The organism is Bradyrhizobium sp. HKCCYLS3070 (assembly GCF_051167575.1).
Lineage (GTDB): Bacteria > Pseudomonadota > Alphaproteobacteria > Rhizobiales > Xanthobacteraceae > Bradyrhizobium.
The window spans coordinates 437,009-450,242 of the sequence record NZ_JBNPTI010000003.1 but is presented as its reverse complement, the minus strand read 5'-3'; the positions used below and the strand labels follow the sequence as shown (position 1 = coordinate 450,242).

General features: G+C 63.9%; 13 protein-coding genes. 8 read left to right on the top strand and 5 right to left on the bottom strand.

Features of this window, described 5'->3' with window-relative positions; all coding sequences use genetic code 11:
• Window positions 1–46: 46 nt before the first annotated feature.
• The gene (locus ACQR03_RS14580) at window positions 47–745 is read right to left on the bottom strand and encodes a Tim44/TimA family putative adaptor protein (protein WP_315750514.1); all 699 of its coding nucleotides are present in this window, start codon (window positions 743–745) and stop codon (window positions 47–49) included.
• Window positions 746–1,129: 384 nt separating this feature from the next.
• Between ACQR03_RS14580 and secB the strand changes: the two genes are divergently transcribed.
• Entirely contained in the window at window positions 1,130–1,618 is a 489-nt protein-coding gene (gene secB / locus ACQR03_RS14575; protein ID WP_315716797.1) for a protein-export chaperone SecB, read from the top strand.
• Window positions 1,619–1,675: 57 nt separating this feature from the next.
• On the opposite strand, the gene dnaQ is transcribed toward secB, so the two are convergent.
• The 4 genes from dnaQ to ACQR03_RS14555 are packed head-to-tail and all read right to left on the bottom strand — an operon-like array spanning window position 1,676 to window position 4,514.
• Complete coding sequence (gene dnaQ / locus ACQR03_RS14570) at window positions 1,676–2,374, bottom strand: DNA polymerase III subunit epsilon (RefSeq protein WP_315716798.1); 699 nt, start codon at window positions 2,372–2,374, stop codon at window positions 1,676–1,678.
• A gap of 42 nt (window positions 2,375–2,416) precedes the next feature.
• Window positions 2,417–3,016 (bottom strand): dephospho-CoA kinase, encoded by a 600-nt coding sequence (coaE, locus tag ACQR03_RS14565; RefSeq protein ID WP_315716799.1) that lies wholly within the window; start codon window positions 3,014–3,016, stop codon window positions 2,417–2,419.
• A 38-nt stretch (window positions 3,017–3,054) separates the two neighbouring features.
• Entirely contained in the window at window positions 3,055–3,663 is a 609-nt protein-coding gene (locus ACQR03_RS14560; RefSeq protein ID WP_315750513.1) for a Maf family protein, read from the bottom strand.
• An 11-nt stretch (window positions 3,664–3,674) separates the two neighbouring features.
• Window positions 3,675–4,514: a pyruvate, water dikinase regulatory protein gene (locus ACQR03_RS14555; RefSeq protein WP_315716801.1), complete on the bottom strand. Its 840-nt coding sequence runs from the start codon at window positions 4,512–4,514 to the stop codon at window positions 3,675–3,677.
• Window positions 4,515–4,928: 414 nt separating this feature from the next.
• Here ACQR03_RS14555 and hemJ point away from each other — a divergent pair, with 414 nt between their 5' ends.
• The 7 genes from hemJ to ACQR03_RS14520 all read left to right on the top strand — a co-directional run bounded on the left by hemJ (window position 4,929) and on the right by ACQR03_RS14520 (window position 13,092).
• A complete protein-coding gene (gene hemJ, locus ACQR03_RS14550; protein ID WP_315716802.1) occupies window positions 4,929–5,351 on the top strand; it encodes a protoporphyrinogen oxidase HemJ in 423 nt (140 codons plus the stop codon).
• Between the two features lie 239 nt (window positions 5,352–5,590).
• Entirely contained in the window at window positions 5,591–6,856 is a 1,266-nt protein-coding gene (rho, locus tag ACQR03_RS14545) for a transcription termination factor Rho (protein WP_008965552.1), read from the top strand.
• A gap of 179 nt (window positions 6,857–7,035) precedes the next feature.
• Window positions 7,036–8,373, top strand: coding sequence for a tRNA uridine-5-carboxymethylaminomethyl(34) synthesis GTPase MnmE (mnmE, locus tag ACQR03_RS14540; protein ID WP_434841492.1), 1,338 nt, complete (start codon window positions 7,036–7,038; stop codon window positions 8,371–8,373).
• Between the two features lie 228 nt (window positions 8,374–8,601).
• A complete protein-coding gene (gene mnmG / locus ACQR03_RS14535; protein ID WP_434841491.1) occupies window positions 8,602–10,479 on the top strand; it encodes a tRNA uridine-5-carboxymethylaminomethyl(34) synthesis enzyme MnmG in 1,878 nt (625 codons plus the stop codon).
• Between the two features lie 28 nt (window positions 10,480–10,507).
• A complete protein-coding gene (rsmG, locus tag ACQR03_RS14530) occupies window positions 10,508–11,158 on the top strand; it encodes a 16S rRNA (guanine(527)-N(7))-methyltransferase RsmG (RefSeq protein ID WP_434841505.1) in 651 nt (216 codons plus the stop codon).
• 34 nt (window positions 11,159–11,192) lie between these two features.
• Window positions 11,193–12,044 (top strand): ParA family protein, encoded by an 852-nt coding sequence (locus ACQR03_RS14525; RefSeq protein WP_315716805.1) that lies wholly within the window; start codon window positions 11,193–11,195, stop codon window positions 12,042–12,044.
• Window positions 12,045–12,198: 154 nt separating this feature from the next.
• The gene (locus ACQR03_RS14520) at window positions 12,199–13,092 is read left to right on the top strand and encodes a ParB/RepB/Spo0J family partition protein (protein ID WP_315716956.1); all 894 of its coding nucleotides are present in this window, start codon (window positions 12,199–12,201) and stop codon (window positions 13,090–13,092) included.
• Window positions 13,093–13,234 lie beyond the last annotated feature (142 nt).

The window sequence follows — 13,234 nt, the reverse complement described above, 5'->3', positions numbered from 1 at the left end:
AGCGGGCGATCTCCCGATGTAACGCCGGCGGCGGCAACCTATTCCATCAATGGCTGCCGGTGCCGACCAGCTTCCAATTGGGATCGCGCGAGCCGGTATCGCGGGCGAAAGTCCAGATGTCGGTGATGTCGGCCACCTTGTCCGGATTGCCGTCGACGATGTTGCCCCCCTTGTCGCGTGTCACCGAGATCATTTGCGAGACGAAGCGCACCGTCACCTGCGCGGTGCGGTCGCGCAGCTCGGCACCGACCAGTTCGGCGGTATCGATGGAGACGAAGCGGGTTTCGGTCTTCTGCTCCTGCTTCTCGCGCTCCTTGATGACGGCGTCGAAACTCTCATAGACCTCGGACGACAACAGGTCGCGCAATGCGCGGCGATCGCCATTGGCGAACGCCAGCACGATCATCTCGTAGGCACTGCGCGCGCCGGTCAGGAAATGGCGCGGATCGAACGACGAGTCGTCGGCGACGATCGCGTCGAGGCCACGGGCGAGCGGTGTGCCCGGCTCGGCCAGGCCACGCCAGCGATCGCCCGGCGCCGGCATCTCGCCGCCGGGGACCGCAGCCGAGGGATCGATGGGCTTGTTGGGAACCGGCATGACGTGGTTGTCCGGCGCGCCCTGGACCGCGTTTCGGGCGGCGTGATCGAACGGCCGCTCGCTCCCGGTGCGCTGCCCGAGCACGGCGCGCAGGCGGATGAAGATGAAGACCGCCAGCGCCAGGAAGATGATGGTATAAATGTCCACTTCGTGTTCGCTTTCTGACTTGTCGAGCCGAACGCGGAGCCCGGCCACCGGGCACCCGTTCTACAGGATCCGGGTAAAGACCCGTGAATCCCTCGGTCGACCCGGATGTAGTCATCGAATTGGGCCCGGCCAATGGCACATTGTGGCCCGGTGATCCTAACCCTTTTCCCTCTCAAGGGGAAATCCGATCGACCTTGGATTGGAACAGAGTAGACGGTCGCTGGTTCCGCCCCCGGGGCGATGCGACAAATAGAGGCATGCCGGCCGGATCAACCCTCTGCCTCGGCCTTTTGCGGCGTCCGTGCCTCGTCCTTGTGGAACAAGCCGGCCCTATGGTAGCCACGCGCCGCAACGACCCGCCCTTTTTGCCTGGAGAACACTGCGATGACCAACGGTAACGGCGCCACTCCCGAGGCGGCTCCTCCTCCTCAACTGAACGTGCTAGCGCAATACATCAAGGATCTCTCGTTCGAGAATCCGAACGCTCCGCAGTCCCTGGCGCCGCAGGGCCAGCCGCCGCAGATCAACATCCAGATCAATGTCGGCGCCAATGCTCTGAATGACACCGAATACGAGGTGACGCTGACGATCGAGGGCAAGGCCGAGAGCGGCAGCCAGGTGATGTTCAGCTTCGAGCTGGTCTATGGCGGCGTGTTCCGGCTGGTCAACATTCCGCGCGAGAACCTGTCGCCGATGCTGCTGATCGAATGCCCGCGCCTGCTGTTCCCGTTCGCCCGCGAGATCGTCGCCAATTCGGTGCGCGACGGCGGCTTCCCGCCGCTGATGCTGGACCCGGTCGATTTCGTCGGCCTGTACCGCCAGAACATGGAGCGCCAGGCGGCGGCCCAGGGCGGCCAGGTGCTGTCGAGCTGATCCGGTTCTGCTTACGATTGATGTTTGCCGGGCGTGATCCGCTGCCGATCAGGCGGATCACGTGCCGGCGAGAAACTCCGTCCAGATCGGCTTGTCGCCGAGCGTGGCGATGAAGGCGCGATGCGCCTCTCGCTCCGCATCCGTGACCCGCGGCAACAGCGGCTGCTCGCGCTGACGGCGCGGCGTCTCGCCGGCAGATCCGATGCGGATCTCCTGGCTGTCCTGGGTCAGGATCAGCTGCGACTGCCGCGCCCCGACCAGATCGACATAGACCTCCGCCAGCAGCTCGGCGTCGAGCAACGCGCCGTGCTTGGTGCGGCGTGAGTTGTCGATCGCATAGCGCGAGCACAGGTCGTCGAGGCGGTTCGACACGCCGGGATGCTTGCGACGTGCCAGCAGCAGAGTGTCGACCAGACGGTCCCTCGGAATGGCCGCGCGCTTGACCCGGTCGAGCTCGGCATTGATGAAGCCGATGTCGAACGAGGCGTTGTGGATCACCAGCGGGGCATCGCCGATGAATTCCAGGAACTCCTCCACGATCTCGTGAAACAGCGGCTTGTCCGCGAGGAACTCGCTCGACAGTCCGTGAACCGCGAACGCCTCCGCCGGCATGTCACGTTCGGGATTGATGTAGCGGTGGTAGACTTGGCCGGTGGGCATGCGGTTGATGATCTCGACGCAGCCGATCTCGACCAGGCGGTCGCCGCGCAGGGCGTCGAGGCCGGTGGTTTCGGTGTCGAGAACGATCTCACGCATCTGATTTGATCCGTCGAATTCCGCGCGGCCGGCGTTCGCGAATCAGCCCCGGCGCTGCGGCATTCTAACGACCTCCGCCAGGATGTCGCGGATGCGTGCCCGCACCGGATCGAGCCCGTGCGAGGTATCCACGACGAAATCGGCGCGCTTGCGCTTCTCGGCATCCGGCATCTGCCGTGCGAGCAGCGCATCGAGCGCTTCTTCCGTCATCGTGCCGCGCGCCAGAATGCGCTGACGCTGGATCTCGGGCGCGGTCGACACCACCACCACGGCATCGACGCGCTTGTCGCCGCCGGTCTCGAACAGCAAGGGGACATCGACGACGGCAACGGGCACGCCGGACTGCTCGGCGTCGTCGAGAAACTTCTGATGATAGGAGCGCAGCATCGGGTGCACGATCGCTTCGAGCCTGCGGATCGCGTCGGGATCGCCGACGACCTTGGCGGAGAGCCTGGCCCGATCCACCTTGCCGTCCACCGTGGTCCCAGGAAATTCGGCTTCGATCGCCGGCGCGGCTTCGCCCTCATAGACCTTATGAACGGTCGCGTCGGCGTCATAGACCGGGACGCCGGCTTCGGCGAACAGCTTTGCGGTCGTCGACTTGCCCATGCCCATCGAGCCGGTCAGACCCAGCACTCTCATCCGCGGTCACTCCCCCTTGCGCGTGGCTGCGGTCGGCCTCAGATCCTGAGCAGCTTCGCTTCGCGAAAATAGGCGAGCAGCGGCAACAGCGGCAGGCCGAGGATGGTGAAGTGATCGCCGTCGATGCGGTCGAACAGGTGCACGCCGAGCCCTTCCAGCTGGTAGGCGCCGACGCTGGATGTAACGGTTTCGCCGGCGGCATCGAGATAGGCTGCGATCTCGGTTTCGGCGAGGGCACGCATCGTCATCCAGGCGACGGCGACGTGCGAGAACAGCACCTCGCCATTGCGGACCACGGCGATGGCCGAGTGCAGCGCATGGGTGCGTCCGCCCAGCGCCAACAGTTGCTGCATGGCATGCTGGCGGTCGGCCGGCTTGTTGAACATGCGCTCACCCAATGCCAGCGTCTGATCCGCGCCCACCACATATGAATTGGGCCTGTTTGCCGAGACCGCTGCGGCCTTCGCGTTGGCAAGGTGCAACGCAATCTCGTAGGGCGCGACCAGGCCGGCTTCGGCCTGCACCGCGCGTTCGTCGATATCGGCGGGAAGCGCCTCGCACGCGAGTCCTGCGTTCGCGAGCAGCATCCGCCGCGCGCGGCTCTGCGATGCCAGAATGAGAGGCTCGTCACTGCACCAGATGGACATTGATCCGCTCACTAGTCCGGAAGCCGCTGCCGCTGCCGGTCGGTATAGAGTTTCAGGATCGCGGCGGCCGTCTCCTCGATCGAGCGCCGCGTCACGTCGAGCATGACCCAGTTGAACTTCGCACTCAGCTTGCGTGCATAGGCGACCTCGTCCGTCACCGACTGCTTGTCGACATAGTTCTCATTGCCGGATTCCGCACCCATGCTGAGCAGGCGATTCTGCCGCACCTGGATCAGCCGCTCCGGGGTCGCATGCAGGCTGACCACCAGCGGCTTCTTCAATGTCTCGAGCTGATGCGGGATCGGAATGCCCGGGACCAGCGGCACGTTGGCGGTGCGCACGCCGCGGTTGGCGAGATAGATCGAGGTCGGAGTCTTCGACGTCCGGCTGACGCCGACCAGCACCACTTCGGCGTCTTCGAGGCCGTCGACCATCTGCCCGTCATCGTGGAGCATCGTGTAGTTCAGCGCATCGATGCGGGCGAAATATTCGGCATTGAGCACGTGCTGCGCACCGACGCGGCCGGCGGTCGATGCGCCGAGATAGGCCTCGAACAGCTGCATCACCGGACCGATGATCGACAGGCTCGGGATGTTGATCTGCTGGCACTTGGCTTCGAGCCGGCTGACCAGATCCTTCTCGAGCAGCGTGAACAGCACGATGCCCGGCGCTTCCTCGATCTCGTCGAGCACGCGGTCGAGCTGCTTCTGGCTCCGCACCAGCGGGTACACGTGCTCGACCGGGGTCACGTTGGTGTATTGCGCGGCGACCGCACGCGCGACCGTGATCAGGGTTTCGCCCGTCGAATCGGAAACCAGATGGAGGTGAAAGTAGTTGCCGGTGGTGGGCATCAAATCCTTAACGATCTGTGAATCCCTGTGAAGGATGGGGCCAAAAAGTCGCCTCGGACCGCTCCCTTTGTATAACCCCGATTGTTCTGCACATGGTCGCCGTCCGGGACAACGTCAGGCAGCAGCGCGATGATATCGGGACGAGGCCCATTTGTCTCTGGATAAGCTGTCGAAGGATTTCGACAAGCGTCTGAATCACATCAGACTCTGGGGCGATCCGGCGTGCGCAGCTCGCATGTTGAGGGATGTGAACAAGCTGCGGGCAGACTGCGGATGACATTGCATGAGTCCAATCCACCGCTACCTAGACTCAAACCTTAAGATTCTAAAATTATTTGGTTTGGAGGGGACTGAGCGAGCGGATATGTCTCGACACGCAAGCTGATCGCCAGCCGAGAGGATCACGCGTTTCCGATGTATGAGTGGATCAAGGCCCTTCACGTCATCGCTGTCATCGCGTGGATGGCCGGCATGCTGTATCTGCCGCGGCTGTTCGTCTATCATTGCGACGCCGAGATCGGTTCGAAGCAATCCGAGACGTTCAAGGTCATGGAACGGCGCCTGCTCAAGGCGATCATCAATCCGGCGATCACCGTGACGTGGCTTGCCGGACTCTATCTGGCCTGGGCCGGTCACTGGTATACCAGCGGTTGGTTTCATGCGAAATTTCTGCTGGTCCTGATCATGTCCGGGGTCCATGGACTGTTCACCCGCTGGGTCAGAGAATTCGGCGCCGACAAGAACACCCGAAGCCAGAAATTCTACCGGTATATCAATGAGGTACCAACGGTGCTGATGATCGGCATCGTGATTCTCGTCATCGTCAAGCCGTTCTGACCGCTTCCCAGGGAATACCGCTCCGCTGCAGATGCCTTGCAGACGACGGCGCGATTTTCTATATTATGGATATCCCACCCCACGCAGGCGGATGTGGTTGCGTTCCGGCTTGACCGGCCGCCGCATCAGGTCTGGTGCCTCATCGGCGCCAACCTTGCTCAGACCTGCGGACCTCATTTCGTCCGCCTTCCCACAGCCACCTCGCATCCCTCCCAAGTCGCTTCCACAGGACCACCCCAATGCGGGAAATCAAACTACAGGACCTCAAGTCAAAGACGCCGGCCGAGCTCGTCTCCTTCGCGGAGGAAAACGGGGTCGAGAACGCCAGCACGATGCGCAAGCAGGAGCTGATGTTCGCCATCCTCAAGCAGCTCGCGATCCAGGAAACCGACATCATCGGTGAGGGCGTCGTCGAGGTGCTCTCCGACGGCTTCGGCTTCCTGCGCTCGCCGGATGCGAACTACCTGCCCGGTCCCGACGACATCTATGTCTCGCCGTCGCAGATCCGACGCTTCGGCCTGCGCACCGGTGACACGATCGAAGGGCATATCCGCAGCCCGAAAGAAGGCGAACGCTATTTCGCGCTGCTCAAGGTCAACACACTGAACTTCGAGGATCCCGAGAAGTCCAAGCACAAGGTCAATTTCGACAACCTTACGCCACTGTTTCCGGACGAGCGCTTCCGGCTCGAGCTCGAGGATCCGACCCGCAAGGATCTGTCGCCACGCGTCATCGACATCGTCGCGCCGATCGGCAAGGGCCAGCGTGCGCTGATCGTCGCGCCGCCGCGCACCGGCAAGACGGTGCTGATGCAGAACATCGCGCACTCGATCACCGCCAATCATCCCGAGTGCTATCTGATCGTGCTGCTGATCGACGAGCGCCCCGAGGAAGTCACGGACATGCAGCGCTCGGTGAAGGGCGAGGTCGTGTCCTCGACCTTCGACGAGCCGGCCGCCCGTCACGTCCAGGTCGCGGAGATGGTGATCGAGAAGGCCAAGCGCCTCGTCGAGCACGGCCGCGACGTCGTCATTCTCCTGGACTCGATCACCCGCCTTGGCCGCGCCTACAACACCGTCGTGCCGTCCTCCGGCAAGGTGCTGACCGGCGGTGTCGACGCCAACGCGCTGCAGCGTCCGAAACGCTTCTTCGGCGCCGCCCGCAACATCGAGGAAGGCGGCTCGCTCACGATCATCGCGACCGCGCTGGTCGACACCGGCAGCCGCATGGACGAGGTCATCTTCGAGGAGTTCAAGGGCACCGGCAACTCCGAGCTCATCCTCGACCGCAAGGTCGCGGACAAGCGGACCTTCCCGGCGATCGACATCGCCCGCTCCGGCACCCGCAAGGAAGAGCTCATCACCGAGCCGCAGAACCTCAAGAAGATGTACGTGCTCCGCCGCATCCTCAATCCGATGGGCACCATGGACGCGATCGACTTCCTGCTCGACAAGCTCCGCAGCACCAAGAGCAATGCCGAGTTCTTCGAGTCGATGAACACCTGATCGAGGCACTGCTTCAATCTGCAAAGGGCGCTCTCCGGAGCGCCCTTTTTGTTTGACGTGTTTGTCGCTGCGCCCCGCGTGAAGACCTCGATGCTTATCCGCCCGCCATGGTTCGCCGGCGTAAAGCATGCCGCTGCAAACCGATTGTCTTTCGCTGCCGGTGAGCCCAACTGAGGATCATGCATCCTCACGACCAGACCATCTTCGCGCTGTCCTCCGGACGCCTGCCGAGTGCGATTGCGATCGTCAGACTCTCCGGGCCTCACGCCGGCATCGCCCTTCAGATGCTTGCGGGGAAACTGCCGCTGCCGAGGATGGCGACGCGCGCCTTGCTGCGGGATGGTAATGGCGAGCCGATCGACGATGCCGTCGTGCTGTGGTTTCCCGGACCCGCAAGCGCCACCGGCGAAGATGTTGCCGAGCTGCATGTGCACGGCAGTCGAGCCGTCCTGGCGACAATGTTCTCGGTGCTGTCGACGATGCCGCAGATGCGCCCTGCTGAGCCGGGCGAGTTTACGCGGCGCGCGTTCGAGAATGGCAAGATCGATCTGACCGAGGCCGAAGGTCTCGACGACCTCATCCACGCCGACACGGACCGCCAGCGGCGCCAGGCGTTGCGGCAGCTGAAGGGCCTGTTGGGCGACAAGGCGCGGAGCTGGCGTGAGCAGATCATCGAGGCGGCGGCGCTGATCGAGGCCGGGATCGACTTTGCCGATGAAGGCGACGTGCCAACCGAGCTGATGGCGCCGGCGCTCGCCCGGATCGGCCAGCTGTTGACCGAGATCGAGTCGGTGCTGTCGGCCGAGGGCCGGGCCGAACGTCTGCGCGACGGCCTGACGGTCGTCATTGCCGGACCGCCGAACGCGGGCAAGTCGACCTTGATGAACCAGCTTGCGCGTCGCGAGGTCGCGATCGTCTCTCCGCAGGCCGGCACCACGCGCGATCTCATCGAGGTTCAGCTCGATCTCGACGGCTATCCAGTGACGGTGATCGACACCGCGGGCATTCGCGAGACGGACGATCCGGTCGAGCAGGAGGGTGTTCGGCGCGCGCGAGACCGAGCGGCGCAGGCGGATCTGGTGCTGTGGCTGTCGGAGGATGAGCAGGCCGAGGTTGAGCGCCAAAGCGAGGCTCCCGTCTGGCTCGTTCGTAACAAGATCGATCTGAGCAGAGGTCGGGAGGGGGGTCGTCCATCGTCCAGCGGAGATAACCCGGTCTTTCAAATCTCCGCGCGAAGCGGGGCAGGGCTGGTCGAGCTGCTGGATGCGCTGGTTGGCTTTGCCCGGGACTATTTTGGATCAACTGAGAGCGGCCTGATCACACGGCAGCGGCAGCGGACTCTGCTCGCCGACACCGCCGCTGCGCTTCAGCGTAGCATCTCGGCGATCGACCTGGGCGAGGAGCTTGCTGCGGAGGAGCTGCGGATCGCCTCGCTTGCGCTCGGGCGTCTTTTGGGACGAGTGGATGTCGAAGACCTGCTCGACGTGATCTTTCGCGAGTTCTGCATCGGTAAGTAGCCGCGGCCCCACGAACCGGGTCGAATATACTTAATGAAGCGTTGCTTGGTTAATCGATCGTCAATTGTTTCACGTGAAACAGGATGTGCGGACGCCGTCAGGATGTTTCACGTGAAACACGATGGGACCGCTGGTCGTGTTTCACGTGAAACAACGAGGATTCGACGTCGGCGAATGTTTCACGTGAAACGTCTTCCGAGCATTGTCTGCAGGCGTTAGATAAGCCCCATGATCCAGCATCTGACATCCTACGACGTCGTCGTCATCGGTGGCGGCCACGCCGGCTGTGAAGCCGCGGCGGGCGCGGCGCGCATGGGCGCCCTAACCGCGCTGATCACCCATCAGTTCGCGACGATCGGGGCCATGTCCTGCAATCCGGCCATCGGAGGACTGGGAAAAGGACATCTGGTTCGCGAGGTCGACGCTCTCGACGGCTTGATGGGTCGCGTCGCCGACGCCGGCGGCATCCAGTTTCGCGTTCTGAATCGCCGGAAAGGACCGGCCGTTCGAGGTCCACGCGCCCAGGCCGACCGCAAGCTCTACGCCGCAGCGATGCAGTCGGGGATCCGGGAGACCCCAAACCTCACCGTCATTGAAGGCGAGGCGGACGAACTGATCGTTACCGGCGGACGGGCGGCAGGGGTGCGGTTGGCTGACGGCCGGACCTTCATCTGCGGCGCCGTCGTCATCACGACCGGCACGTTCCTGCGTGGTCTGATCCACCTGGGTGAGAGGACCTGGCCGGCCGGCCGGGTCGGCGAAGCGCCGGCGCTGGGGCTGTCCCAGTCGCTCGAAGCCATCGGATTTCGGCTCGGCCGTCTCAAGACGGGGACACCGCCGCGCCTGGACGGATCCACGATCGACTGGAGCGCGGTCGAGATGCAGCCCGGCGACGATCCGCCGGAGCCGTTCTCCGTCCTGACGGAGAGGATCACCACCCCGCAGATCCAATGCGGCATCACCCGGACGACGACTGCAACCCACGAGGTGATCCGCGCCAACGTCCATCGCTCGCCGATGTATTCCGGGCAGATCAAGTCGACCGGGCCGCGCTACTGTCCCTCGGTCGAGGACAAGATCGTCCGCTTCGGTGATCGCGACGGCCACCAGATTTTCCTGGAGCCCGAAGGGCTCGACGATACGACGGTCTACCCGAACGGCATCTCGACCTCGCTGCCGGAGGAGGTCCAGCTCGCGCTACTGCCGACCATCCCGGGTCTCGAACGGGTCCGGATGATCCGGCCGGGCTATGCCATCGAGTACGACCACGTCGATCCGCGTGAGCTCGAGCCGACCCTGCAGACCAAGCGGATGAAGGGTCTGTTCCTCGCTGGCCAGATCAACGGCACGACCGGATATGAGGAGGCCGCAGCTCAAGGTCTGGTCGCGGGCCTCAATGCCGCGCTGGCCGCGGGCGGCGGCGGGCCGGTCGTATTCGATCGCGCCGATGGCTATCTGGGGGTGATGATCGACGACCTCGTCACGCGGGGGATCACCGAGCCGTATCGGATGTTCACCTCGCGCGCCGAGTATCGGCTGACGCTGCGGGCGGACAATGCCGACCAGCGGCTGACCGACAAGGGCATCGCGCTCGGCTGTGTCGGCAATGATCGTGCGCGTTTCCATCGAAGCAAGATGGGCGCGTTGGAAACTGCCCGCGCGATGGCGAGGTCGCTGACGATCACGCCCAATGAGGCGGCGAAGCATGGCTTCACGCTCAATAAGGATGGCCAGCGCCGCTCGGCCTTCGAGCTGATGGCCTATCCGGAGATCGGTTTCTCCGAGGTGAGGGCGATCTGGCCGGAGCTCGGCGCGATCGATCCCGCCATCGTCGTCCATCTCGAGATCGATGCCAAATATGATGTCTATGTCCGCCGGCAGAGCCAGGACGTCGACGCCTTCCGGCGCGACGAAAGCCTGGTGCTCGGTGACGTCGACTATGCGCTCGTCCCAGGTCTCTCCAATGAGGCGCGAGCGAAGCTGACGGCGGCCAGGCCGTGGACGATCGGGCAGGCCGGCCGGATCGATGGCATGACGCCGGCGGCGCTCGGGATCCTTGCGGCCTATCTCCGCCGCGAAGCGCGTCTTAGCAAGACCACCGGCTGAGGCGTTTCACGTGAAACAGGCATCGCCGATGACGGCGTCCAAGACGATTGAATCGGACAAGGCGACAGCACTCGCCTTGACGCCGGTTTCACGTGAAACGGAGCATCGCCTCGATCGCTACGTCGCACTGCTGCTGGAGTGGCAGGCGAAGACCAATTTGATCGCGCCGTCGACCTTGCCGCATCTCTGGACCCGCCACATCGCCGACTCGCTTCAGCTCCTGGACCTCGCGCCCGACGCCCGGATCTGGATTGATCTCGGCAGCGGCGGCGGCTTCCCGGGCGTCGTCCTCGCCTGCGCCCTGGCCGAGCGGGATGGTGCCCAGGTCCATCTGGTCGAGCGCAACGCCAAGAAGGCCGCCTTCCTGCGCGAAGCAATTCGCGTCACCGGCGCTCCGGGGACCGTGCATTTGTCAGAGATCGGGGATATCGTGGAGAAGTGGAGCGGGCGAGTCGATTGCGTGACCGCACGCGCGCTCGCTCCGCTACATCAACTCATCGGCTTTGCGGAGCCCCTGGTGAAAAAAGGCGCGAGAGCGCTGTTTCTCAAGGGTCAAGATGTAGAAGCGGAATTGACCGAATCTACTAAGTATTGGAAAATTGAGTCGAAACTTCACTCCAGCCGGACGGGCGGGCAGGGCTGGATCGTCGCAATCGATTGCATCGAGCGACAGAGCTGAATTCCGTCAAGACGACAACCAATGGCGATCGCGCATGGCCGTAATTGATCAGATTTATCAAGAAGATAGGGCTCCTCACCCGGAGGGGCATCCGCGCATCCTGGCGCTCGCCAATCAGAAGGGCGGGGTCGGCAAGACCACGACCGCGATCAACCTCGGTACGGCGCTGGCCGCGATCGGCGAGCGGGTGCTGATCGTCGATCTCGATCCGCAGGGCAACGCCTCGACCGGCCTCGGCATCGACCGTGGCAGCCGCAACTGCTCGACCTATGACGTGCTGATCGGCGAGGCCTCGCTGCGCGACGCCGTCGTTGCGACGGCCGTGCCGCGGCTGCACATCGCCTCCTCGACGATGGACCTGTCGGGGCTCGAGCTCGAGCTCGGCTCCACCGCCAACCGCGCCTTCCGTCTGCGCGATGCGATCGCCGGCCTCAACAACAACGTCTCGCCGGAGAACGACTACACCTACGTGCTGGTCGATTGTCCGCCGTCGCTGAACCTGCTGACGGTCAATGCGATGGCCGCGTCCGACGCGATCCTGGTGCCGCTGCAGTGCGAGTTCTTCGCGCTCGAAGGTCTGTCGCAGCTGTTGCAGACCGTGGAGCAGGTGCGCTCGACCTTGAACCCGAACCTCTCGATCCACGGCATCGTGCTGACGATGTTCGACTCGCGCAACAACCTGTCGAACCAGGTGGTCGCCGACGTCCGCCAGTTCATGGGATCGAAGGTCTACAACACGATGATCCCGCGCAACGTGCGCATCTCGGAAGCGCCGTCCTACGGCAAGCCGGTGCTGGTCTACGACTTGAAGTGCGTCGGCAGCGAGGCCTATCTCAAGCTCGCGACCGAAGTCATTCAGCGCGAGCGTGACCTGCGCACGAACTGACTTTGCCTCTGCTCCGGGGGACCTCGTCGCCCGGATCTCATTCGAGGACGGCAGCGGATTCCGAAATGAATCCGCTCCCTCGTTCATTGTGCCGGCGGGACCCGATCGGCAGCAGACGCAAGCGGAGCGTGACGTGAATCCAAAGGAGAAGGCGATGGCCGACGAGTCGCGATCGCGATTGGGCCGGGGTCTCGCAAGTCTGATCGGTGACGTCGGCCGCGAGGCCGGCGCGCCGCCGGAGCGGCCGCGCAATCAGCGCAAGGTGCCGATCGAATTCCTCAAGCCGAACCCGCGCAATCCGCGTAAGACGTTTTCCGACGGCGAGCTCGCCGAGCTCTCGGCCTCGATCAAGCAGCATGGCGTGATCCAGCCGATCGTGGTGCGTCCGGTGAAGGGCCAGCACGACCGCTATGAGATCATCGCCGGCGAGCGGCGCTGGCGCGCCTCGCAGGCCGCCGGCCTGCACGAGGTGCCGATCGTTCCGGTCGATGTCAGCGACAGCGATGCGCTGGAGCTCGCGATCATCGAGAACGTGCAGCGCGAGGATCTCAATCCGATGGAGGAGGCGCAGGGCTATCACGCGCTCGCCAACGAGTTCAAACGCAACCAGGAAGACATCGCCAAGATCGTCGGCAAGAGCCGCAGTCACGTCGCCAACATGATGCGGCTGACCAAGCTGCCGGCCGAGGTGCAGGGCTTCATCGCGACCGGGCAGATCTCGGCCGGCCATGCGCGAGCGCTGATCAACCTGCCGGATCCGATGTCGGCGGCGAAGAAGATCATCGCGGAAGGGCTGAACGTCCGGCAGACCGAGGCGCTGGCGCATGAGGAGGGCGTGCCGGAGCGCAAGCCGCAGAAGCCGCGCAGCAGCGGCAGCGCGCCGGCGGAGAAGAAGGACGCCGACACCATCGCGCTGGAGAAGCGCGTCGGCGATGCACTCGGCCTTTCGGTGTCGATCAGCCACCGCGACCCCGGCGGCACGGTGCAGATCACCTACCGCAGCCTCGAGCAGCTCGACGAGGTGATGCGCCGGCTGGAGCAGGGCTAGGCTGTTATGTCGTAATTGCTGTCCCGTTGTCGAGATACTTCCTACGAACTCCCGTCAGCTTTGTTATGACGCTCTCACCATCTCGTCATGGCCGGGCTTGACCCGGCCATCCATCTTTTAAGAGTACTCTCTCCAAGAGGAT